Below are 22782 nucleotides of genomic sequence, written 5' to 3' on the forward strand. Positions count from 1 at the left end.
CAATGTCAGAGATCAAGATATGGAGAGACGGCTACGGTGGCCCCCATGCACGATCACGAACCCGCTCCGGACCGGCGGCCCGGGCGAAGGCTGAGCACCAGGGAGACCGCCGAGCTGCTCGGGGTGAAACCCGAGACGGTGTACGCCTACGTGAGCCGCAACCTGCTCAGCAGCAAGCGGGAACCCGGTGGCCGCGCCAGCACCTTCGACGCGAAGGAGGTCGAGGCCCTCGCCCGGCGCAACCGCCGGGAAGCCGCGGGGAGTCCGGGCTCCGGGGGTGACCTGTCCGTCCGGACCCGCATCACCCTCATCGAGGACGACCGCTACTACTTCCGCGGTGTCGACGCCACCGAACTGGCCACGCGCCACACCTACGAGGAGGTCGCGGAGTGGCTGTGGACGGGCCGGCTGACCCCGGGCATGACCTTCACCGTGCCGGGGACCACCGTCGAGGTCGCCCGCCGCGCCGTGAACGCCCTGCCGGAACACACCTCCCCGGCCGACCGGCTGCGGGTGGCGGCCATCGCCGCGGCGGCCGAGGACCCGCTGCGCTTCGACCTCTCCGAGGAGACGGTGCTGGGTACCGGGCGCACCCTCATTCCCACGCTCGTGGCCGCGCTGCCGCCCGTCCGGCACGACCACGAGGACGACGGCCCGCTGGCCCACCGCCTCTGGGGCCGGCTGACCGGCCACCGCGCCGACGAGGCCTCGCTGCGCGTCCTGGACACCGCCCTGGCCCTGCTCGCCGACCACGACCTGGCCGCCTCCACGCTCGCCGTCCGGGTCGCCGCCTCGGCCCGCGCGCACGCGTACGCGGCCGTCTCGGCCGGACTCGGCGTCCTGGAGGGCCCGCTGCACGGTGCCGCCAGCGGCCTGGCCCACCGGATGCTGCTCGATGTGCTGGACCAGGGCACCGCGGTCCCGGTGATCGCGGACGAGCTGCGGGCGGGACGGCGCGTTCCCGGGCTCGGCCACCGGCTCTACTCCGGCGAAGACCCCCGCGCGCGCGTGCTGTTCGGCCTCCTGGAGCAGGTTCCGCACGCGGAGCCCGCGCTCCTTGCGGCCCGCGACGTCGTCGCCACGACCGCCCGGCACGCCCCGCTGCACGCCAACGTCGACCTGGCACTCGCGGTGTTCACCGCCTCCTGCGGCATGCCCGCGACCGCCGGGGAGACGATCTTCGCCGTCGCCCGTACGGCGGGCTGGATCGCCCACGCCCTGGAGGAGTACGGCGAACGCCCGCTGCGGATGCGCCCGAGCGGTCACTACGTCGGCCCGCGTCCCCCGCAGCCCCTGCCGGAGTGAGGCCGGCCGTCCGCGCCGCCGCCGGGGTGAGGGCGTCCGCGCCGCCGCCGCAGCGGACACGGGCCCGGCCGGAAGTCGCCCCGGCAGGAGTCAGGTTAGGCTCACCTCTGTGAGTAGGTGCGCGACCGTCTCCCGGAACCTCGACGAGCCCGTTTCCGCCACGGCCGCCACGGCGACGACGTGGCTGCTGCTGGAACAGTCCGGGCCGTGGGGCGCCAAGGCGCTCACTTCGAGCCACCTCGACCCCGTGGTCGGCCGCGCCCTGGAGGCCGCCGCCGAGGGAACGGGCGTCCGCGTCGCGCTCGTCCGGCGGCCCGGCTGGCACGCCGACCCCGGCACTCCCGAACCGCGGCAGGTGTACGCGGCCCACACCGTGCCCGGGAACGTGTGGCTGCACAGCGCCACCACGTGCGACCCGCGCCGTCTGCTCGACCTCGACTTCACCGCTCTCGGCGCCGGCGACCACCGCTCCTTCGGCACGGCGCTCGGCGGCGGGCCGCACACCGGCGATCCGCTCGCGCTCGTCTGCACCAACGGCAAGCGCGACCGCTGCTGCGCCCTCCTCGGCCGTCCACTCGCCGCCGAGCTGGCCGCCTCCGGTGTCCGGGGCGTCTGGGAGGTCACCCATCTGGGTGGTCATCGCTTCTCGCCGACGGTGCTCGTGCTGCCGTACGGCTACGCCTACGGCCGGGTGGAGGCGCACACGGTCGAGGCGGCCCTGCACGGCGTCCAGGAGGGGCGCGTGGTGCTGGAGGGCTGCCGCGGCTGCTCCGCCTGGGAACGGCCCGGCCAGGCCGCCGAGCTTGCCGTGCGCTCGGTGGCGGGGGTGCACCGGGCCGGCGCGCTGAGCGTCGTACGGACCGAGGGCAGGGCGCCCCGCTGGGAGGTCACCGTCGCCCATGCCGACGGCCGCCGCTGGCGCGTCTCGGTGGCACAGGGGGCGTCCCTGCCGCCGCGCCCGGAGAGCTGCGGCGCCTCGGTGCTCGGAGCGCCGGCGCGCATGGACGTGGTGGCGGTGCGAGAGCTGAGGACGACGGCGCTGGCGAGCTGAACCCGCCGCCACCGGCTCCGGCTCCGTCCGGCGCCGGTCGGGAGATCCGTGCCACACCGGCTGGGGCCCGGCCGGGCCGCCCACGTACCGTCGTGGGTATGAGCCCCACTCCCCCCGCACGCCGCCTGCGTCTCGGACTGCCCCGGCGGGTGTTCTCGCAGGTGCTGCTGATGCAGGTGGCGATCGCCGCGGGAGTCGCGGTGCTGGCGACGGGGCTGTTCCTGGCACCGCTGAGCAAACAGCTCGACGAGGAGGCGATGCGCCGGGCGCTGGCCATCGCCCAGACCACGGCGCAGGACCCGGAGATCGCCGAGGGTGTGCTGACCACCCCGCCGAGCAGGAACGGCCCGGTGCAGCGGGAGGCCGAGCGGATCCGGCACGCCACCAACGCCGAGTACATCGTGGTGCTGGACCGCCACTGGGTGCGCTGGTCGCACCCCACCCCCGGGCAGATCGGCCGACACGTCTCCACCGATCCCAGTGACGCGCTGGACGGCAGGGACGTCATGGAGATCGACAGGGGCACCCTGGGACGCTCCGCGCGCGGGAAGGTGCCGCTGTACGACGCCGGGCACCGGATCATCGGGGCGGTGTCGGTCGGCATCGCGTACGACAGTGTGCGCGCCCGGCTGCTCGCCGCGATACCGGGGCTGTTCGCGTACGCGGGCGGGGCCCTCGCGGTGGGCGCGCTGGCCGCCTGGCTGATCTCCCGCCGGGTGCAGCGGCAGACCAGGGACCTGGCCTTCTCCGACATCTCCGCGCTGCTCGCCGAGCGCGAGGCGATGCTGCACGGCATCCGGGAGGGCGTGGTCGCGCTCGACCGCGCCGGCCGTATCCGCCTGCTGAACGACGAGGCCCGGCGGCTGCTGGGCCTCGGCGACGAGGCCGTCGGCAAGTCGCTGGACGAGGCACTGGGCGAGGGCCGCACCGCGGACGTCCTGGCCGGCCGGGTGACCGGCACCGACCTGCTGACCGTCCGCGGGCAGCGGGTCCTGGTCGCCAACCGCATGCCCACCGACGACGGGGGCGCCGTGGCCACCCTGCGCGACCGCACGGAGCTGGAGCAGCTGGGCCGTGAACTCGACTCCACCCGTGGTCTGATCGACGCGCTGCGCGCGCAGGACCACGAGCACGCCAACCGCATGCACACCCTGCTCGGTCTGCTGGAGCTCGAGATGTACGACGACGCCGTGGAGTTCGTCGGCGAGGTCGTCGGGGACCACCGGGTCACCGCCGAGCAGGTCACGGAGAAGATCCAGGACCCGCTGCTGGCCGCCCTGCTGGTCGGCAAGGCGACCGTCGCCGCCGAGCGCGGGGTCGCCCTGTGGGTGTCGGAGCGCACGCGGCTCCCGGACCGGCTCGTCGACCCGCGAGGACTGGTGACGGTCGTCGGCAACCTGGTGGACAACGCGCTGGACGCGGTCGCGGGCACCCTCCACGCGCGCGTGGAGGTCGAGTTGCGCACCGAGGGCCGTACGGTCGTACTGAGGGTCCGCGACACCGGTCCCGGCATCCCGGCGGACCAGCGGGAGCTCGTCTTCACCGACGGCTGGTCCACCAAGAAGCCGCCCGCACACGGCAAGCGGGGCCTGGGTCTTCCGCTGGTGCGCCGGCTCGCCGAACGGCAGGGCGGTGGCGCGACAGTGGGCACCGCGGACGGCGGCGGCGCGGAGTTCACCGTCGTGCTGCCCGAGGCACTCACCGACGCACTGAGCACGCCGGAACAGGAGTCCGCGCTCACCGGGCCCGACACGTCCGGGGCGGCCACGGCCGGGGTGCCGTCCCCCGCCGGGGAGGAGGCACGGTGATCGAGGTCCTGGTCGTGGACGACGACACCCGCGTCGCCCGGGTGAACGCCGCCTACGTCGAGAAGGTGCCCGGCTTCCATGTGGCCGGCGAGGCGCACAACGCGGCCGAGGCGCTGCGCCTGCTGGACGCGCTGCCCCGGCTCGACCTGGTCCTCATGGACCACTATCTGCCCGACGACACCGGACTGGCGGTGGTCCAGGAGATGCGCCGGCGCGGCCACCAGACCGACGTCATCATGGTGACGGCCGCGCGGGACGTCTCGACGGTCCAGGCGGCCATGCGGCACGGCGCGCTGCAGTACCTGGTGAAGCCGTTCGCGTTCGCGGGACTGCGGGCCAAGCTCGAGGCCTACGCCGTGCTGCGCCGGACGCTGGACGGCGGCGGTGAGGCCGAACAGGCCGAGGTCGACCGCATCTTCGGCGCCCTGTCCGCGCCGTCGGAGCCCGAGCTGCCCAAGGGGCACTCCCCCACCACCGCCGAACTGGTGCGCCGCGCCCTGATGCAGGCCGAAGGCGCCCTGTCCGCTCAGGAGATCGCCGAGCTGACCGGTGTGAGCCGGCAGACCGCCCAGCGCTATCTCAAGCTCCTGGAACGGACCGGACGGGCCCGGCTGACGCTGAAATACGGCGACGCGGGCCGCCCGGAACACCGTTACGTGTGGGCGACCCGCGCCTGAGCGGGTGCGTCGCGGGCGCTACTTGGCGGCCTCGACGAACTCGGTGGTGTAGGTCTTCTTCAGATCCACCTTGGCGTTCTTGATGTTGGGGTTGAACGCCTTGAGGACCTTCTCGACGGTCTCGGGACCGTTCGCCGGCATCACGCCGTCCTTGGTGAACATCGGCAGCGTGCTCTTGATCGCCTGCGCGTAGAGCGTCTTGTCGCCCTGGGAGTAGTCGGCGGGCATCTTGGCGGCGATCTCCGAGGCGCTGTGGGTGGACATCCACTTGAGCGTCCTGACGAACGCGTTGGCCAGCTTCTGGACCGTCTCCTTGTGCCCGTTCACCCAGTCCGTCCGCATGTACAGACTGGACGACGGGTACGGCCCGCCCAGTGCCTCCTGGGAGCCCTGGGGGGTGCGCATGTCGAGGAGGATCTTCCCGGCCTTCTTGTCCAGGATGGTGGCGACGGTCGGGTCGGTGGTCATACCGGCGTCGATCGAGCCCTGCTGCAGCGCGGCGATGAAGGTGGGGCCGGCGCCCACGGCGACCGGGGTGAACTCGCTGACGTTCACACCGTTCTTGACCGCGAGGTACTTGGTCAGGAAGTCGGTCGAGGAACCGAGGCCGGTGACGCCGAGCTTTCTGCCCTCGAAGTCCTTCGGCGAGGTGATCTCCCCCGCCTTCTCGCCGGCGACGACCTCCACCTCGCCGGGGGCGTGCGAGAACTGCACGACGGACTCCACGGCCTTGCCCTTCGTCTGCAGGTCGAGGGTGTGGTCGTAGAAGCCGACCGCGCCCTGGACCTGGCCGGAGACGAGTGCGGTCTCGGCCTGGACACCGGCGGGTTCGCTGAGCAGTTCCACGTCGAGGCCCTCGGAGTCGAAGTAGCCGAGGCGCTGGGTGAGCATGGCCGGCAGATAGATGACCTTGTCCAGGCCACCGACCATGATCTTGACCTTCGTACCCTTGCCGTCGCCCTTGCTGCCGCCGGCCGAGGTGCTGCTCGCCGCGTCATTGGCGCAGGCGGTGAGCGAGGAGAGGGCGAGCAGGCCGGAGACGGCGAGCGAGGCGTATCTGACGGTCTTGCGCATGAGGGTTCACGTCCTTGTGAGGGGGCGGTGCGGGGAGGAGGGGCGTCTTGGGGTGCTACGGCTTCACGACGGCGCCGGGCGGCCGGGGCTCAGCGGTCGGAGTTCGCCGGCTTCCACCGGAAGATGCGGCGTTCGGCGAAGGTCAGCAGACCCTCGGCGAGGAGCGCGACGACCGCGAGAATGACCATCGCGGCGTAGACGCCGGCGGCGTTGAAGGTGCCCTGCGACGCGGCGACGAGCAGGCCGATGCCCTTCGTGGCGCCGATGTACTCGCCGACGATGGCGCCGATGAGGGCGAAGCCGAAGCTGACGTGGAGGCTGGTGAAGATCCAGGAGGTCGCCGACGGGACGACCACCTGAAGCGTCACCTTGCGGTCGCTCGCGCCGAGGATCCGGGCATTGGCGACCAGGTTGCGGTCGACCTCTCGGGCGCCCTGGAAGGCATTGAAGAACACCGGGAAGAACACCAGCACCACGGCCGACGCGACCTTGGAGGCGGGCCCCAGGCCGAACCAGATCACGAAGATCGGGGCCAGGACGATCCTGGGAAGGGAGTTGAGGACCTTGATGTACGGGCCGAGGACATCGGCGAGGAAGGCGATCCGTCCCAGAGCGATACCGAACACCACACCGGCTATGACACCGATGGCCCAGCCGAGCAGCGCCTCGTGCAGCGTGTACCAGATCTGCTCGCCCAGGGAGCCCTGTGCGGTCCCGTGCATCACCCAGGTGCTGATCTGGTCCCAGATCTTCGAGGGCATCGAGAAGTTGAACGGGTCGATGACCTCGGCCCGGGACAGCGCCTCCCACAGACCGAGCACGGCCACCAGCAGGAGCACCCGCGCGGCGGTGACGACCACCTTGCGTCTGCGGGCGGCCTGAGCCCGTGACTCCGCGCGGCCCGGAGCCTTGGCCGTGTCGACGACCGGCGTGCTGAGCACCTCAGGCGACATTCGCGGCACCCCTTTCCCGGGTGATGCGGACCTCTTCGCCGAGGGACTCCCAGATCTCGCGGTAGATCTCGATGAACCGCGGCTCCAGCCGTACCGACTCGACCTTGCGGGGCCTCGGCAGATCGATGTCGAAGACCTGCTTCACGGTCGCGGGCCCCGCGGTCATCACGACGACCTTGTCGGCCAGCGCGATGGACTCCTCCAGGTCGTGGGTGACGAAGACGACCGAGGCGCCCGTGCCCTCCCACAGCTCCAGCAGCTCGTCCGACATCAGCGCGCGGGTCTGCACGTCGAGCGCTGAGAACGGCTCGTCCATCAGCAGGATCTCGGGGTCGTTGACGAAGGTGGCGGCGAGGGCGACGCGCTTGCGCTGGCCACCGGAGAGCTGGTGCGGATAGCGGTCCTCGAAGGCCGCGAGACCGACCCGGGCCAGCCACTCGCGGGCCTTCTGCTTGGCCTCCGCCTTGGGCACGCCCCGGAAGCGGGGCCCCGCCATCACGTTGGACAGCACCGTCCGCCAGGGGAAGGTGGCGTCCTGCTGGAAGACGAAGCCGACCTTGTCACCGACGCCGTCGACCGGCTCCCCGGCCACCAGCACCTCGCCCTCTGAGGGCTCCTCCAGGCCGCTGACCAGGGTCAGCGTCGTTGACTTCCCGCAGCCGGTCGGCCCGACGACGGCCACGAACTCGCCGCGCCGCACGGTGAGGTCCAGGCCGCGCACGGCCGTGTGCAGACCCCCCGACGGGGTCCTGAAGGTTTTGCTCGCGCCCCGTAGCTCGATGGCGGGGCTGGTGTCTGTGCTCATGGCCCGGGACGGTAGATGTGGCCCCGGCCACAGCAGCAGTCTTGTGAGCACATGCCGTTCTTTTGCTCGCAAGCACCTGTTGTGCTCATTTTGCTCGCGCTACAACTGCGGAGCCGAAACACGGGCTCAACGCTCGCCGGCCTTGGAGGAGAGGCCCGATGATTGACGTCCTGGTCGTGGACGACGACTTCCGCGTCGCAGAGATAAACGCCAAGTACGTGGGGAAGGTTCCCGGTTTCCGGGTGGCCGCCCGCGCGCACAGCGCCGCACAGGCTCTGGCCGCCCTCGAACGCGCCGCCATCGACCTGGTTCTGCTCGACCACTACCTGCCGGACCGTACCGGTCTGGAACTCGTCCACCGCATGCGGGAGCGGGGGCACGGCACCGACGTCATCATGATCACGGCGGCCGGCGATGTCACGACCGTCCAGCAGGCCATGCGCCTTGGCGCCCTGCACTATCTGGTCAAGCCCTTCACCTTCGCCGCCCTGCGCACCCGGCTGGACTCCTACGCGGCCCTGCGCCGCACCGTCGACCGGGTCGGCGGACACGGGCTGACGGGCCAGGAGCAGGTCGACCGGATCTTCGGCGCGCTGCGCACCTCCCCCGCACCGTCCGCGCCGGGCCTGCCCAGCGGCCATTCGGAACCCACCACGGACCTCATCTGCGACGTGCTGCACGGCGCGGATCAACCGCTGTCCGCCCATGAGGTCGCGGCGCGCACCGGCCTGAGCCGCTCCACGGCCCAGCGCTACCTCCGCCACCTGGAACAGGCGGGCCGTCTCAGCCTCTCCCTGAAGTACGGCGACACCGGCCGCCCGGAGCACCGGTACGCGTGGGTGGCGCCGTAAGCACCGGTACCCGTCGGCCACCGCCCCGCACCGCGCCCAGGCACGGTGCGCCTGCCCCTCGTCCTGCTCCCCGCTACACGGCGCCCGCGCCGGTCAGCGACCGGACCTCGGTCTCCGCGTACTTGGCCTCGTCGGCGACCTCGTCCGAGGTGACCGTGCCCAGCCAGCCGGCCAGGAAGCCCAGCGGGATGGAGATGATGCCCGGGTTCTGCAGCGGGAAGTACTGCAGGTCGATGTCGGGGAACAGCGAACCGGGACTGCCGGACACCACCGGGGACAGCAGCACCAGCACCAGAGCCGGGATCAGTCCACCGTATACGGCCCACACCGCACCGCGTGTGGTGAAGGAACGCCAGAACAGCGAGTACACCAGCACCGGCAGGTTCGCCGAAGCGGCCACGGCGAAGGCGAGACCGACCAGGAAGGCGACGTTCAGGTCGCGCGCGAGCAGACCGAGCGCGATCGCGACGACGCCGATGCCCACGGCCGCGACACGGGCCACCGCGACCTCGCTGCGCACCTTGCTGTGCGGACGCCGCAGCGACGCGTACAGATCATGGGCCACGGACGCCGAGGAGGCGAGGGTGATCCCGGCGACCACCGCGAGGATCGTCGCGAAGGCGACGGCGGCGACCACCGCGAACAGCACCGTCCCGCCCGTGGAGCCGACTCCCCCGCCGAGATCGAGGGCGAGCAGGGGCATCGCCGTGTTCCCGGCCGCGTTGGAGCGGCGCAGGGCCTCCGGGCCCACCACGGCGGCGGCCCCGAAGCCGAGCACGATCGCCATCAGGTAGAAGCCGCCGATCAGGCCGATGGACCACACCGCGGAGCGGCGGGCGGCCCGCGCGGTGGGCACGGTGTAGAAGCGGGAGAGGATGTGCGGCAGCCCTGCCGTGCCCAGCACCAGGGCCAGGCCCAGGCTGATGAAGTCGAGGCGGGCGGTCCAGCTCCCGCCGTACTTCAGCCCCGGCGCCAGGAACGCGTCGCCATGGCCGCTGCGTTCGGCCGCCGTGATCAGCAGCCGGTCCAGGTCGCCGTGGAAGCGCACCAACACCAGCACGGTCAGCGCGACCGTCCCACTGAGCAGCAGGACCGCCTTCACGATCTGGATCCAGGTGGTGGCCCGCATCCCGCCCAGGGACACATAGGTCACCATGAGGGCGCCGACCGCGATGACCGTCCACGCCTGGGCCGTCCCGCTCGTGCGCCCCAGCAGCAGTGCCACCAGGCTGCCGGCGCCCACCATCTGGGCCACCAGATACAGAACGGACACCGTGACCGAGGCGGTTCCCGCCGCGATCCGCACCGGCCGCTCGCTCATCCGCGCGGCGACCACGTCGGCGAGCGTGAACCGCCCGCAGTTGCGCACCAGTTCCGCCACCAGGAACAGCACGACCAGCCATGCCACGAGGAAGCCCACCACGTACAACAGTCCGTCGTACCCGTACAGCGCGATGAGCCCGGTGACCCCGAGGAAGGAGGCGGCCGACACGTAGTCGCCCGAGACCGCGAAACCGTTCTCCATCGGGGAGAACAGCCGCCCGCCGGCGTAGAACTCCTCCGCCGAACCGCGCCGTCTGCGACTCACCCATGTCGTGATGGCCAGGGTGACGGCCACGAATCCGCTGAACAGCAGCAGTCCCAGTGTCTGGTGATCACCGGTCACGAGGCGCCTCCCCGGGCTCCACGGGTCAATTCTTGTGTGTCCCAGCGCAGTTCCAGCGCGAGCCGGTCCCGGCGCAGCCGAGCGTGCCGGGCGTAGCCCCAGGTGAGCAGGAACGTGCTGAGGAACTGACCGAGCCCGGCCAGCATCCCCACGTTCACCGCCCCCACCACCGGTCTGGCCATGAGCCCTGGAGCGGTCGTCGCGGTGACCACGTAAGCCACGTACCAGACGAGGAAAACGGCGGCACCAGGCACCACGAACCTCCGGTACCGGGCGCGCACCTCCTGGAAGGCCTCGCTCCGCTGCACCTCGAGATACACGTCGCGGGCGCGGACCGCCGCCGCGTCCCACTCCCCGCGCGCGGCCGGTACGGTCCCGGCCGGCGTGCCGGCGCCGTCCGGTTCACCCCAGCCGGAGGCCAGGGCGTCGTACCAGGGGTCCTCGTACCTCACCTCGCGGGAGGCCGTGCCGTGGTCTTCGTGATTGCCGGCCGAACTCCCGGCACCGTCCCCGGCTCCCCGTGCACGACCGTCGCTTGACTGCATACCCAAGGATGGACAGACCGGGAAGATCCGTGACTTCTCTTCCCGGGACGCTTCACCCCATTAGGTGACTCATTTCACGGGAGGCCTCACCAGCCCCTTCGCATAGGCGTAACGCACCGCCTGCGCCCGGTCCTTGAGGCCCGTCTTGGCGAAGAGATTGTTGATGTGGGTCTTCACGGTCGCCGTGGAGACGTGCAGCCGACGGGCGATCTCCTGGTTGGTCAGCCCCTCGGCGATCAGCACCAGGACCTCGGCCTCCCGCGCGGTCAGCCCGTCGGGCGCCTCGGTCACGGCAGGTGGGGGCGCGGGCTCCGAGAGCCTCTCCAGCAGGCGCCGCTGGACGCTCGGCGACAGTCCCGCCTCTCCGGACAGAACGCTTTTCACGGCCCGCACGATCTCGTCGCCACCCGCGTCCTTGGTCAGATAACCACGGGCTCCCGCGTGCAGCGCGGGGAACAGCGACTCGTCGTCCCCGAAGGTGGTGAGCACGACCACCTGGGTCCCCGGGTACTCCGACCGGATCCGGCGCGTGGCCTCCACTCCGTCGCAGCGTGGCATCCGCAGGTCCATCAGCACCACGTCCGGGGCGAGTTCGGCGACCAGCCGCACCGCCTCCTCGCCGTCTCCGGCGGACCCCACTACCTCCAGACCGGGCAGCAGACCCAGCAGCATCACGATGCCCTCCCGGACCACGGTCTGGTCGTCGGCGACCACGACCCGCGCGGGCTTCCTCTCCCCAGCCTCCGTCATACGGGCACCTTCAGCGTCACCACGAACCCTTCCTCGTCCGGTCCCGCGTCGAGCGATCCGCCCAGCAACTCGGCGCGCTCCCGCATCCCCCGCAGACCGTACCCGCCGCCGGAACCCGTGAGTTCGCCCGGACGACCACCCGAGTCCCGTATCCCCAGCGTCACCTCGTGCTCGCCGTAGTCGAGCCGCAGCTGCACCTTGGCACCCTGGGCATGCTTGCGGACGTTCGTCAGCGCCTCCTGCGCGACCCGTCGCACGGCCTGCGACGCCTCGGCCGGCAGCGCTCTGCGCTCACCCGTGACGGTGACATCGGCACCGTCGGCCGCACTGACGAGTCCGGTGAGGAACTCCTCCAGCGGGGTCAGCTCGCCACGCAGCGCGCTCAGCGCCTGCCTGGTCTCGGCGAGGCCGTCGCGGGCCATGCCCCGGGCGGCCACCACGCGCTCCAGGATCTGGTCCCGGTCGGCGCCGCGCTCGATCAGCAGCCGGGCGGCCTCCAGGTGCACCAGCTGCGCCGAGAGGCTGTGCGCGAGCACGTCGTGGATCTCCCGGGCGATCCTCGCCCGTTCGGCCAGGGCCGCCGACTCCGCCTCGGCGGCGCGGGCGGCGCGTTCCTGGGCCAGCAGCCGCTGTGCGCCGCCCCGGGCCTCCGCGTCGAGCCGCAGCACGTATCCGGCGAGGGCCATGCCCGCCACCGTGGCGGCCGTGGTGAGCCACACGTCGTTGTTGAAGGCGGAGAACGATGCCAGTGCCACGGACGTCACGGGCAGCGCGGCCCCGAGTGGCAGCCGCTCAAGGGCTGCGACTCCGCAACCGCACCAGATCACCAGGGCCGGTCCTCTGAACCCGGTGGCCTCGGCCGCTACCGCGATGCCCAGGAGCACCGACATGAGGGCGAGCGATGACACCAGCCGGTGCTCATAGGTGGTGTGGAAGAAGGCCCAGGAGACAAGGCCGGCCAGCAGGACTCCCGAGGCGGCCGCGAGCGCAACCCCGATGCCGACGTGTCTCTGGCTGAAAGCACCCCACAGCAGCAGGGCGAGTACCAGGAACCGAATCGCCCAGGCGAGCATCCGCCGGGGCCGGCTGGTGCCCGCCCGGCCGAGCGCCTCCCGGGTCGGCCAGCGGGTCAGAGCGTTGTCCTTCACACGCGCTCCTTCCACGCGAGCCGCATGTCGTCCTCGTACGCGGGGGCCGGGCGGTTCGAGGCGCCGAGGGACTGTGCCCGCCAGGCCAGGATCCCGGCCCGCACCAGCAGCGTGCCGGCGAGACCCAGCATCAGCGCGGAACTGTCCTGGTGCACGCCTGCCGCGGCGCCGAGGGCGAAGACTCCGGCGCGCAGGGCTATGCCGACGAGCCAGACGACGGCGCTGGCCTTGGTGCTCCTGGTCCACACGACACCGTCCGACGCCGTCCAGATCCGCGTGGTCCAGGCCCAGCCGGCGCCCGTGACCACGCCGATGAGCAGTTCGACGGCGAGCAGGGCTGTCGAGGCGGTGGGGTGATGGTCGTCGAGTATGCCGGGTTCACGCAGTGCCACCACGGCGAGGATCACGGGCAGCGCCCACCAGCGCCGGTCCGTGTCGATCGCGCGGGCGCGGAACTGCCGCACGATCACCACGGCCGCGACGGCCACGATCACCAGCGCGTTGACGAACCCGGACATCACTGCCTCCGTGAGCAACAAGGTGGTGCCGGGAGCGGGTGCCGCCGACACCATCGAAGCTACGGAAACCCGCCGGTCGGGAGATCGGAGCGGGGGTGGATCACGGGTGGAATCAGGGGGCGGGTCGATCTCCACCCACGGGTGGAGAGACGGCGTGGCCGATGGTTCCCGCGGGCGAAGAGCCCCGGCTCAGGCCGGTCTCCGCGCATGAGAAACACTCCGGCCCGGTCGGCCGGTTCGCTCACCTCGAGCGGACCGGCCGACCGGGCCGGATGCCGCGGCTAGGCGTCGATCCGTGACCTGTCCAGGGTCGCCGCCGACCCGGAGATGAACTCCTTGCGCGGCGCCACGTCATTGCCCATGAGCAGGTCGAATACCTGTTCAGCGGCTTCCAGGTCGGACAGGTTGATCCGGCGCAGGGTGCGGTGGCGCGGGTCCATCGTGGTCTCGGCCAGCTGGTCGGCGTCCATCTCACCCAGACCCTTGTAGCGCTGGATGGAGTCCTTGTACCGGACGCCCTTGCTCTGGAACTCCATGAGCGTGTCGCGCAGCTCGCGGTCCGAGTACGTGTAGACGTACTTGTCCTGGCCCTTCTTCGGCTGGATCAGCTCGATGCGGTGCAGCGGCGGCACCGCGGCGAAGACCCGCCCGGACTCGACCATGGGCCGCATGTAGCGCTGGAACAGCGTCAGCAGCAGACAGCGGATGTGGGAACCGTCCACATCGGCGTCGGTCATCATGATGATCTTGCCGTAGCGGGCCGCGTCGATGTCGAAGGTGCGGCCCGATCCCGCCCCTATGACCTGGATGATCGCGCCGCACTCGGCGTTCTTGAGCATGTCGGTCACCGACGACCGCTGCACGTTGAGGATCTTGCCGCGGATGGGCAGCAGGGCCTGGAACTCGGAATTCCGGGCCAGCTTCGCCGTACCGAGCGCCGAGTCGCCCTCGACGATGAACAGCTCGCTGCGGTCGACGTCGTCGCTGCGGCAGTCGGCGAGCTTCGCCGGCAGGGACGAGGACTCCAGGGCGGTCTTACGCCGCTGCGCGTCCTTGTGCTGGCGGGCCGCGACCCGGGTGCGGGCGGCGGCGACGACCTTCTCCATCACGACCCGGGCCTGGGCGGCCGCGTCCCTCTTGGTGGAGGTCAGGAACGCCTTCAGCTCCTTGGTCACCACGTTGTTCACGATGCGGCGGGCCGCCGAGGTACCGAGGACCTCCTTGGTCTGGCCCTCGAACTGCGGCTCGGCGAGGCGCACCGTGACGACGGCGGTGAGGCCCTCCAGGGCGTCGTCCTTGACGATGTTGTCCTCGGCGACGCGGAGCATCTTCTTGGCGCGCAGCACCTCGTTCATCGTCTGGGTGACGGCCTGCTCGAAGCCGGCGACGTGAGTGCCGCCCTTGGGGGTGGCGATGATGTTCACGAACGACCGCAGCTTCGCGTCGTAGCCGGTTCCCCAGCGCAGCGCGACGTCGACGCCGAGCTCACGCGTGACCTCGGTCGGGGTCATCTGGCCGTGCTCGTCCAGGACCGGGACGGTCTCCTTGAAGGTGCCCTGCCCCGAGAAGCGGAGGACGTCGCAGACCGCCTTGTCGTTCGCCAGGTACTCGCAGAACTCGCTGATACCGCCGTCGAAGCGGAAGGACTCCTCGCCCTTGCTGCCACCCTCGCCGAGTCCGAACTCGTCCCGGACGACGATGGTCAGCCCCGGCACCAGGAAGGCGGTCTGCCGGGCCCGCTGGTGCAGCGTCTCCAGGGAGAGCTTGGCGTCCTTCAGGAAGATCTGCCGGTCGGCCCAGTACCGCACACGCGTGCCGGTTCGGGACTTGGGGATCTTCCTGCTCTTCGCCAGACCGCTCCCGGCCTCGAACTTGGCATCGGCGCCGTTGCCGCGGAAGGCTCCCGGAACGCCGCGCCGGAAGCTGATGGCGTGGGTGTGGCCACCGCGGTCCACCTCGACGTCGAGGCGGGCCGAGAGGGCGTTGACCACGGAGGCGCCGACGCCGTGCAGACCGCCGGAGGCGGCGTAGGAGCCACCACCGAACTTGCCGCCGGCGTGGAGCTTGGTCATCACGACCTCGACCCCGGACAGACCGGTCTTGGGCTCCACGTCCACGGGGATGCCGCGGCCGTTGTCCCGCACCTCGACGGAGGCGTCGTCGTGGAGGATCACCTCGATGCGGTCGCCGTACCCACCCAGGGCCTCGTCCACGGCGTTGTCGATGATCTCCCAGAGGCAGTGCATCAGACCGCGGCTGTCGGTCGAGCCGATGTACATACCCGGGCGCTTCCGCACGGCCTCGAGGCCCTCGAGGACGAGCAGGTGCCGCGCGGTGTAGTTGGAACCGTCCCGGTCTGCTCCTGCCAGCAGCGCTGTGGACGGCACGGACGTATCGGCGGTCACGCGGTTCGCTCCTCGCTGAATTTCAGGTGACCCCCTTGTGGGTAAGGGGGCGGCTTCGGTTGCCGCTCAGAGGGTACCGAGGCCTGGTAGAGCCGTTGTAACGCCACCCTCGTCGAAATCTCAGCCTAGTCCACGGTCGCATAGATGTTCGATCCCTCGATGGGGTGAAGTCCACATCACGTTCCCTTGGAGGCATGAACCATTTAGGCTCCGGGCACGTCCTCATGAACAACCGGCAACCCAGCCGGGAGGACAGAGACCGGATACCGCGCGAAACCGTACGCACCCAAGACACGCACTACGGCACATTCGCCGCCAACCGGCAGCAGACAGCCGCCCCGGAAGAATTTTTTCGAGGAAAAGCCACGAGCGGGAACGTTTTCGGGCTGGTTGGATGTTGACCCTGGTACGACAGCTCGTCGAGCTAGAGAAGAGGCGACGTGACTACTGTTCTGACCCCCGCGAGCCCGTTGACGGCCGCCGATCGCTGCGACCGCTGCGGCGCCCAGGCATACCTGCGCGTCGTCCTGCTCAGCGGCGGAGAACTGCTCTTCTGCGCCCACCACGGTCGCAAGTTCGAGCCGGAACTCAAGAAGATCGCCGCTGAGATACAGGACGAGACGGAGCGGCTGACGTCCGCTCCAACCGCTTCCGACGAAGAGCGCTGAATCTCGCACACACGACGAGCCAGCCCCGGCACAGGCCGGTGAACGGGCGGCCGCTCCTCTTCCAGGAGCGGCCGCCCGTGCTCGTACCTCCGTGTAGCCCTCAGGAGCCCTCCTGGGGCCGCTGGGGGCCCGCGGCCGGCCCTCCGAGGCTTCTGAGGATGTCGGACACCCGTGTGTAGACACCGGGGTCTCCGGGCTGCCCGCACCCGCTCCCCCAGGACACCAGCCCGATCAGCCGGCCCGATGCCACGAGCGGGCCCCCGCTGTCGCCCTGGCAGGCGTCCGGGCCGCCGGTGAGCTCTCCCGCGCAGAGCATGCTGCTGGCTCGGTAGGTCCCGTCCGGACCGCCGGGATAGGCGCGGGCGCAGACGTCGTCCGCGAGCACCCGTACGTGTGCGGCGTGAAGGTGGCGCGGGTACGCCCCGCCGCCCGTCGTATCGCCCCAACCGGAGACCAGGGCCTCCGTCCCGGGCTTGTACGCCGGGTCCCCCTCGGGCGCCATCGCCACCACGGCGCCCCGCGGCAGCGGCTCGGCGAGAGTGAGCACCGCGAAGTCGCCGGAGTTGCCGTCGACGTCGTAGCGCGGATTCACCCGGGCGTTCCGTACGGCGATCTCCTCACCCTTGTCGGACAGCAGATCCGTACGGCTCGCTATGACCCTCAGGTCGCGGACCCGGTTCGGGGGCGCCCCCAGGACCTCGTCGGCCATGCAGTGGGCCGCGGTGAGCACGGTGGTCCGTGAGACGGCCACGCCGCCGCAGAACTGCCCCGCCCGCGTACCCCCGAACCGGTCACGGCTCGACAGCGCCACGGTCCACGGGGCCTGTGAGACGTCTATCGGGAACCCCCCGACGACCACGCCGCCGGGGGCCGCGAGGGCCGAGGTGGTCAGGGGTATGGCGGTCATCACGGCCGCTAGGGCCAGGGGCCGGATCAGTGCCCGGGCGATCGAACGACGCATACGGCTTCCTCACTCTGGGGTCGTACCGGAACACCCAGAGTCGTTCAGGCTGCCGTCGCGCGCAGCACGAAGGCCCGGCTCCCGAGGGGGCCGGGCCTTCGGAGTCGTACGACCAGGACCTAGTCGAGGTAGTCGCGCAGCACCTGCGAACGCGACGGGTGGCGCAGCTTCGACATGGTCTTGGACTCGATCTGGCGGATGCGCTCACGCGTGACGCCGTAGACCTTGCCGATCTCGTCGAGGGTCTTCGGCTGGCCGTCGGTGAGACCGAAGCGCATGGAGACGACGCCGGCCTCACGCTCGGACAGGGTGTCCAGAACGGAGTGCAGCTGCTCCTGCAGCAGCGTGAAGCTGACCGCGTCGGCGGGGACCACGGCCTCGGAGTCCTCGATGAGGTCACCGAACTCGCTGTCGCCGTCCTCGCCCAGCGGGGTGTGCAGCGAGATGGGCTCACGGCCGTACTTCTGGACCTCGATGACCTTCTCCGGGGTCATGTCGAGTTCCTTGGCCAGCTCCTCCGGGGTGGGCTCGCGGCCCAGGTCCTGGAGCATCTGACGCTGCACGCGCGCGAGCTTGTTGATGACCTCGACCATGTGCACCGGGATACGGATGGTGCGGGCCTGGTCGGCCATGGCGCGGGTGATCGCCTGGCGGATCCACCAGGTGGCGTACGTGGAGAACTTGTAGCCCTTGGTGTAGTCGAACTTCTCGACCGCGCGGATCAGACCCAGGTTGCCCTCCTGGATGAGGTCCAGGAAGAGCATGCCGCGGCCGGTGTAGCGCTTGGCCAGGGAGACCACCAGTCGGAGGTTGGCCTCCAGCAGGTGGTTCTTGGCGCGGCGGCCGTCCTCGGCAATGATCTCCAGCTCGCGCTTGAGCTTGGGAGCGAGCTTGTCGGCGTTGGCCAGCTTGTCCTCGGCGAACAGACCGGCCTCGATGCGCTTGGCGAGCTCGACCTCCTGCTCGGCGTTGAGCAGCGGGACCTTGCCGATCTGCTTGAGGTAGTCCTTGACCGGGTCGGCGGTGGCACCTGCGGCGGCGACCTGCTGGGCGGGAGCGTCGTCCTCGTCCTCGTCGGACAGGACGAAGCCCGCGCTCTCGGTGCCCTCGGGCTCGTCGGTGGCCTTGGTCTCCTCGAGGACCTCGTCCTCGATGAGTTCGGCGTCGTCCTTCTTGCCCGTGGTCTTCTTGGCCGCGGTCTTCTTGGCGACGGTCTTCTTCGCAGCCGCTTTCTTGGCGGTCGTCTTCTTGGCTGCGGCCTTCTTGGCGGGGGCGGCTTCCTCGGCGGGCTCGTCGGCGGCCGGGGCGGCGGGCGCGACCGGGGCGGCCGTGGTGGCGGTGGCCTTCCTGGTGGTCACCGTCTTCGCCGCGACCGTCTTGGTGGCGGTGCGCTTGGCCGGGCTCTTCGCTGCGACGCTCTTTCGGGTGCGCTTGGGCTCTGCTGCACTGACCATCAGCGTCACACCCTCTTCCTCAAGGATCTGGTTGAGGCTGCGCAGTACGTTCTTCCACTGAGTGGCCGGAATCTGGTCGGCTTCGAAGGCCCGACGCACATCGTCGCCGGCGATCTGCCCCTCAGCCTTTCCCCGCTCAATGAGCGCCATGACAGAGACGGACTCGGCGATCTCCGGCGGGAGCGTACGGGATGTGCTGGCCGACACGAACAACCTCTCGGAACGTTGGAAAACGGCTTCCGGCCCCGTCCACAACGGACAGGAGCCGACCACCGGCCGGGGAGGGCCGACGGAGCGGGCGGGGGCCGGGAAGATGCACAGCGCCTTGCCAGGCGTCCGTATTCCCTCCGCGGCTGTCACCTCTTAGGTCATCGCGCTGCTCCCACGAGCGTTACGCCCAATCTGCGTGGCCCGAGTCACACCCCGTAAGCGGTCAAAAGCTATCGAAGACTGGCATACAGGATCATCTGCGCAGCCGCCCCGTCAGCCTGGGCCGATCGGGGCCCGACCGCGGCGTCGCCGGGCCCCGCCGGACTCCGGGGATTCCGGCGGGGCCCGGCGGCGGCCGGTCCCCTAGCCCGGCCGCCGCGCCGGCCACGGCACCGCGGCACACCGACGACCGCACCGCTGGGAAGCGGGTCAGTGCTCACGCGGGGCGGGAACCACGCGCTCCACCTCGGGGTGGACGGTGAGCAGCTGACGCATGGCCGTCTCCGCCGCCGTGCCGTCGCCGGTGCCCAGCGCGTCGACCATCCGCGCGTGCAGCGCGAGCGAGGCCTCGTTCGGCCGGTCACAGCCCGTGACCGGGCCCCCGGAGACCTGGAGAGCGGCCGAGACGATCCCGGAGAGGTGCTCCAGCATGCGGTTGCCGGCGATCTGGATGAGCAGCGCGTGGAACTCGGTGTCGGCACGCGAGAACGTCAGCGCGTCACCCTGCGCCATGGCGTGACTCATGATCTCGACCACGTCGGACAGGCGCTGCTGCACCTCCTCGCGTCCGTGCCCGGCGGCGAGACGGGCGGCGAGCGGCTCGATCGTCCAGCGCAGCTCGTTCAGCTCGCGGCGCTGATCGTCGCGCTGCGGCCCGAAGGCCCGCCACTCGATGATGTCCGGGTCCAGGAGGTTCCAGTCACTGACGGGACGCACGCGCGTACCGACGTTCGGGCGGGCGCTGACGAGGCCCTTGGCCTCCAGGACGCGGAGGGACTCACGGACGACGGTACGGGAGACCTCGAAACGCTGGCCGATCTCCTCGGGCACGAGCGGCCGGTCGGCTCCCAGGTCGCCCGATACGATCATCTGACCGAGCTGCTGAACGAGTTGGCCGTGCAGTCCGCGTCCGCGGCTGCCCGCGGCGCGCCGGCCCACGCGGCCCAGCTCGGGGTCCGCTGCCTCCCAGGCGGGCGCTCCGACCCGGTCGTTCACCGCCGCGTCGGTGTAGGGGTAGCGGTCGAGTTCGCCCGGGCCGACCAGACCGGAGTCTGAGGAGCGGGCGGCGGTCATCATGGTGTGCGCAAGGGTACTCACGCATCCTTTGTCGGCGCCGTCTTCAACTCCCTTGAGGTCTTTGGTGAAAAGCACACGAAAGGGTGATCGCTCACCCCGTCGCAATTGACGCCTTATCGGAAAGAAACGAGCCGTATTCGGGGAGTTGTTGGCACGACGGGACCGGATGCGTTCGCAGCGGTGGTCATCGGATCCTGGTTCGCATGGTTGTGACCAGGTACGCACACAGCAGTGCGGTCAACGACAACGCCAGTGCACCGCCGAACGGTTGGGCGACGACTCGCACCGTGGCCAGCAGGTAGCGCTCGCCGCCGAAGGGCCACTGCAGCAGCAGTACCTCCCGCACTCGCAGGGGGAAGCCGGCCGCCGTCCGCACGGCCGGTCCGCCCAGCACCCAGCGCAGGACGGGGACCAGGACGACGGGGACGGCGAGGACGGCGGCGAGACCAGCCGTGGTGGACCTGAAGATCCCGGCCGCCAGCACCCCGGCCCAGGCGCAGCCGGCCACAAGACCGAACCAACTCACGGTCAGGGGGAGCCAGTCCGAGGGAACCTGGGTCAGCTCCCGACCGAAGACGACGTAGAGCACCTCGGCATCGCAGCCCACCGTGAGGAAGGCCAGCATCAGGGCGGTGGCTCCGGACACGAGGAGTTTCGCGGTGAGCAGTCCCAGCCGACGGGGCACGGTGCCGCGGTCCGCCGCCAGCGCGGGGTGACGGAACTCGTCCCCGAAGGCCAGGGCGCCGAGCAGTCCCGCCGCGAGCGCCGCCGGCGGCAGCGGCAGGCCCCTCGGCCACGCGGCGAAGAGCCGTGCCTGCGGGGTGTGACCGATCCGGGCGAGGAGGACGGCGGTGAGCGCGGACACCAGCAGCGCGGCCCCGCAGATGAGGAAGCCGGTGCCGATTCCCGCGGCGCGCCGCAGTTCGTAGCGCAGCGGGCGGAGGGGGCTTCGAGCGGTGCGTACGGCGATGGGAGGCGGGAGGGGGGACAGGGCGTCGAGGGTACGGGCCGCGTCGGCGAGCGAGCGCGACGGCGGTTCGGCTTGGGGCTGCCTGCTACCGGGATGCCCGGTGCCCGGCGTCCGCGCGCAGGGCACCGTGGTACCGGCCGCGGGCGTACCGGCGGGGACCATGACCGTGACATCGGCCCTGGCTCGTGTGCCGGTGGCGGCCGCCTCCGAAGAGTCTGCCTCCGCGGAGGACGCGTCGGGGCGAGCACCGGCGGCGATCATGGAGGCGCCGGCCGCGGCTTCGCCATCACCCGCGGGCGTGTCGGTGGTGGAAGCGGCACCGGAGAGTGTGCGGCCGGTCGCGGATGCGGCGTCGGACTTCGACAAACCCTCCGCCTGCGCTCCCTCGGCGGTGTCCGCGGCCCCAGAGAGGGCGTCGCGCTTCCCCGTGAACACCGGACGCGGGCCGTCGGCATTCTGCTCCAGCGCGTCGTCCGGCAGTGAGACACGTGACAGTGACCGTTCACGCTCCTCGGAGGGAAGAGCGGGTACCGCCGTCGCGGCTGCGGCAGTCCTCCCCTGCGGCGACGAGCCGGACACAGCCCGTGTCCGCCCCTGCGGGGAGTGTTCCGGAACGGCCCGCTCCCGCCCGGCGGAGAGCGGCTCTCCGCCCGTGGCTTCGCCGCCTCGAGGTCCCGCACACGACCCCATGTCACCTACTTCGTCCGCGAGTTGGTGGACGAGGATGCCGTGCCGGAATGCGATCTCACCGACGTCGGCGGTCGTGCTGCCGTACACCGAGAGGCGATTGCCGTCCTCTCGCACGACCTCGACGGAGCGCTGTTCGGTACGGGCCTCCTTGGTGAGCAGGGCCGCGAGGCGGGCGGCGTGAGGGCTGCGCACGGCCACGCGCGGACGCAGCCGGGTGCGCGCGAACTCCCTGCCCTCCTGGTCGGCGGAGAGTCTGCCGCCGTCGAGGGTGACGACCCGGTCGGCCGAACGAGCCGCCTCCTTTGGGTCGGCGGTCGTGAAAAGCACCGTGCCGCCCTGGTCCGCATGCGCGCGCAGCATGCCGTGCAGCCAGCGCGCCTCGCGGGCGGACAGACATGCGGTGGGTGCGTCCAGCACGAGCGTGTGCGGGTCTGCCAGCAGCGCGCAGGCCAGTCCGAGTCTGCGGTCCATGCCGCGCGACAGGGTCCCGAGGCGTTCCTCGCGGAGGCTGACGAGGCCGACGACCTCGAGTACCTCGTCCGCGCGGCGGACGGGGACTCCGGCCGCCGCGCACAGCATGCGCAGGTGGCCGCGGACCGAGCGGGCCGGATGACCGGGAACGTCCCCGAGGAGCACGCCGACTTCTTGTGACGGGTGAGCGATCCGGTGCAGGGGGCGGCCCCGGAAGTGGGTGATGCCGCGACCCTGTTGCAGTTCGAGCATCAGCCTGAGCGTCGTCGTCTTGCCCGCCCCTCCGGCTCCGTGGAGCGCGGTGACATGACCGGCGCGCGCCTCGAAGGAGACGTCGTCGACGGCGGGCGGGTGCGCCTTGCGGGGGTTGCTGGTCAATCCGAAGGCCTGGATCACCTGCAGCAAGATAGCGCGCGATGTCCGGTTTTTCTGGTATCCCCCTATCTGTTCTTCGGTGGTGCGCAAGTCGAGCGGCACACGCGTCCGCCAATAGGCGGAAAGGACCC

The 22782-nt window shown here is 71.0% G+C and carries 19 protein-coding genes; 6 read left to right on the plus strand and 13 right to left on the minus strand.

Translation table 11 applies throughout. The features are described 5' to 3' along the window. The first annotated feature begins 45 nt into the window (after positions 1 to 45). The 4 genes from ACZ6B1_RS31795 (at position 46) to ACZ6B1_RS31810 (ending at position 4841) form a co-directional block, all read left to right on the plus strand. Positions 46 to 1305, plus strand: coding sequence for a citrate/2-methylcitrate synthase (locus tag ACZ6B1_RS31795; protein WP_468784068.1), 1260 nt, complete (start codon positions 46 to 48; stop codon positions 1303 to 1305). Between the two features lie 109 nt (positions 1306 to 1414). Next, the gene (locus ACZ6B1_RS31800) at positions 1415 to 2356 is read left to right on the plus strand and encodes a sucrase ferredoxin (RefSeq protein WP_468784070.1); all 942 of its coding nucleotides are present in this window, start codon (positions 1415 to 1417) and stop codon (positions 2354 to 2356) included. Positions 2357 to 2454: 98 nt separating this feature from the next. After that, on the plus strand, positions 2455 to 4164 hold the full coding sequence (locus ACZ6B1_RS31805) for a sensor histidine kinase (RefSeq protein ID WP_468784072.1): 1710 nt from the start codon (positions 2455 to 2457) through the stop codon (positions 4162 to 4164). After that, entirely contained in the window at positions 4161 to 4841 is a 681-nt protein-coding gene (locus ACZ6B1_RS31810) for a response regulator (protein ID WP_468784073.1), read from the plus strand. Before ACZ6B1_RS31805 ends, ACZ6B1_RS31810 begins: the two co-directional genes overlap by 4 nt. A gap of 18 nt (positions 4842 to 4859) precedes the next feature. On the opposite strand, the gene ACZ6B1_RS31815 is transcribed toward ACZ6B1_RS31810, so the two are convergent. The 3 genes from ACZ6B1_RS31815 to ACZ6B1_RS31825 form a co-directional block, all read right to left on the minus strand. Then, entirely contained in the window at positions 4860 to 5915 is a 1056-nt protein-coding gene (locus ACZ6B1_RS31815; RefSeq protein ID WP_468784075.1) for an ABC transporter substrate-binding protein, read from the minus strand. A gap of 89 nt (positions 5916 to 6004) precedes the next feature. Next, a complete protein-coding gene (locus ACZ6B1_RS31820) occupies positions 6005 to 6868 on the minus strand; it encodes an ABC transporter permease (RefSeq protein WP_468784077.1) in 864 nt (287 codons plus the stop codon). Beyond that, positions 6858 to 7673 (minus strand): ABC transporter ATP-binding protein, encoded by an 816-nt coding sequence (locus ACZ6B1_RS31825; RefSeq protein ID WP_358936660.1) that lies wholly within the window; start codon positions 7671 to 7673, stop codon positions 6858 to 6860. The genes ACZ6B1_RS31820 and ACZ6B1_RS31825 overlap by 11 nt, the downstream gene beginning before the upstream one ends. 158 nt (positions 7674 to 7831) lie before the next feature. On the opposite strand from ACZ6B1_RS31825, the gene ACZ6B1_RS31830 reads away from it, so the two are divergent. Continuing rightward, on the plus strand, positions 7832 to 8524 hold the full coding sequence (locus ACZ6B1_RS31830; protein WP_468784079.1) for a response regulator: 693 nt from the start codon (positions 7832 to 7834) through the stop codon (positions 8522 to 8524). A 73-nt stretch (positions 8525 to 8597) separates the two neighbouring features. On the opposite strand, the gene ACZ6B1_RS31835 is transcribed toward ACZ6B1_RS31830, so the two are convergent. The 6 genes from ACZ6B1_RS31835 to ACZ6B1_RS31860 form a co-directional block, all read right to left on the minus strand. Next, complete coding sequence (locus ACZ6B1_RS31835) at positions 8598 to 10190, minus strand: solute symporter family protein (RefSeq protein WP_468784081.1); 1593 nt, start codon at positions 10188 to 10190, stop codon at positions 8598 to 8600. Beyond that, on the minus strand, positions 10187 to 10735 hold the full coding sequence (locus tag ACZ6B1_RS31840) for a DUF485 domain-containing protein (RefSeq protein ID WP_468784083.1): 549 nt from the start codon (positions 10733 to 10735) through the stop codon (positions 10187 to 10189). The genes ACZ6B1_RS31835 and ACZ6B1_RS31840 overlap by 4 nt, the downstream gene beginning before the upstream one ends. A gap of 69 nt (positions 10736 to 10804) precedes the next feature. Beyond that, positions 10805 to 11485 (minus strand): response regulator transcription factor, encoded by a 681-nt coding sequence (locus ACZ6B1_RS31845; protein WP_468784085.1) that lies wholly within the window; start codon positions 11483 to 11485, stop codon positions 10805 to 10807. Further along, positions 11482 to 12633, minus strand: a complete 1152-nt coding sequence (locus tag ACZ6B1_RS31850; RefSeq protein ID WP_468784087.1) for a sensor histidine kinase — start codon at positions 12631 to 12633, stop codon at positions 11482 to 11484. The genes ACZ6B1_RS31845 and ACZ6B1_RS31850 overlap by 4 nt, the downstream gene beginning before the upstream one ends. After that, entirely contained in the window at positions 12630 to 13151 is a 522-nt protein-coding gene (locus tag ACZ6B1_RS31855) for a DUF1453 domain-containing protein (RefSeq protein ID WP_468784089.1), read from the minus strand. Before ACZ6B1_RS31855 ends, ACZ6B1_RS31850 begins: the two co-directional genes overlap by 4 nt. 281 nt (positions 13152 to 13432) lie before the next feature. Next, complete coding sequence (locus ACZ6B1_RS31860; protein ID WP_468784091.1) at positions 13433 to 15556, minus strand: DNA gyrase/topoisomerase IV subunit B; 2124 nt, start codon at positions 15554 to 15556, stop codon at positions 13433 to 13435. A gap of 440 nt (positions 15557 to 15996) precedes the next feature. Between ACZ6B1_RS31860 and ACZ6B1_RS31865 the strand changes: the two genes are divergently transcribed. After that, a complete protein-coding gene (locus ACZ6B1_RS31865) occupies positions 15997 to 16224 on the plus strand; it encodes a DUF7455 domain-containing protein (RefSeq protein WP_468784093.1) in 228 nt (75 codons plus the stop codon). 100 nt (positions 16225 to 16324) lie between these two features. Here ACZ6B1_RS31865 and ACZ6B1_RS31870 read toward each other — a convergent pair whose 3' ends face one another. The 4 genes from ACZ6B1_RS31870 to ACZ6B1_RS31885 all read right to left on the minus strand — a co-directional run bounded on the left by ACZ6B1_RS31870 (position 16325) and on the right by ACZ6B1_RS31885 (position 22672). Next, complete coding sequence (locus ACZ6B1_RS31870) at positions 16325 to 17185, minus strand: serine protease (RefSeq protein WP_468784095.1); 861 nt, start codon at positions 17183 to 17185, stop codon at positions 16325 to 16327. 119 nt (positions 17186 to 17304) lie between these two features. Next, positions 17305 to 18846, minus strand: a complete 1542-nt coding sequence (locus ACZ6B1_RS31875) for an RNA polymerase sigma factor (RefSeq protein ID WP_468784097.1) — start codon at positions 18844 to 18846, stop codon at positions 17305 to 17307. 432 nt (positions 18847 to 19278) lie between these two features. Next, complete coding sequence (locus ACZ6B1_RS31880; RefSeq protein ID WP_468784099.1) at positions 19279 to 20166, minus strand: FadR/GntR family transcriptional regulator; 888 nt, start codon at positions 20164 to 20166, stop codon at positions 19279 to 19281. 163 nt (positions 20167 to 20329) lie between these two features. Continuing rightward, positions 20330 to 22672 carry an ABC transporter ATP-binding protein gene (locus tag ACZ6B1_RS31885; RefSeq protein WP_468784101.1) on the minus strand — a complete coding sequence of 781 codons (2343 nt, stop codon included), beginning with the start codon at positions 22670 to 22672 and terminating at the stop codon, positions 20330 to 20332. Positions 22673 to 22782 lie beyond the last annotated feature (110 nt).

This window comes from Streptomyces sp. NPDC041129 (assembly GCF_055592265.1).

Bases quoted from the DNA above. Each gene is read 5' to 3' on its own strand.
- ACZ6B1_RS31795 (WP_468784068.1), top strand. From the start codon at position 46: ATGCACGATCACGAACCCGCTCCGGACCGGCGGCCCGGGCGAAGGCTG.
- ACZ6B1_RS31805 (WP_468784072.1), top strand. From the start codon at position 2,455: ATGAGCCCCACTCCCCCCGCACGCCGCCTGCGTCTCGGACTGCCCCGG.
- ACZ6B1_RS31815 (WP_468784075.1), bottom strand. From the start codon at position 5,915: ATGCGCAAGACCGTCAGATACGCCTCGCTCGCCGTCTCCGGCCTGCTC.
- ACZ6B1_RS31820 (WP_468784077.1), bottom strand. From the start codon at position 6,868: ATGTCGCCTGAGGTGCTCAGCACGCCGGTCGTCGACACGGCCAAGGCT.
- ACZ6B1_RS31825 (WP_358936660.1), bottom strand. From the start codon at position 7,673: ATGAGCACAGACACCAGCCCCGCCATCGAGCTACGGGGCGCGAGCAAA.
- ACZ6B1_RS31830 (WP_468784079.1), top strand. From the start codon at position 7,832: ATGATTGACGTCCTGGTCGTGGACGACGACTTCCGCGTCGCAGAGATA.
- ACZ6B1_RS31840 (WP_468784083.1), bottom strand. From the start codon at position 10,735: ATGCAGTCAAGCGACGGTCGTGCACGGGGAGCCGGGGACGGTGCCGGG.
- ACZ6B1_RS31845 (WP_468784085.1), bottom strand. From the start codon at position 11,485: ATGACGGAGGCTGGGGAGAGGAAGCCCGCGCGGGTCGTGGTCGCCGAC.
- ACZ6B1_RS31855 (WP_468784089.1), bottom strand. From the start codon at position 13,151: ATGTCCGGGTTCGTCAACGCGCTGGTGATCGTGGCCGTCGCGGCCGTG.
- ACZ6B1_RS31870 (WP_468784095.1), bottom strand. From the start codon at position 17,185: ATGCGTCGTTCGATCGCCCGGGCACTGATCCGGCCCCTGGCCCTAGCG.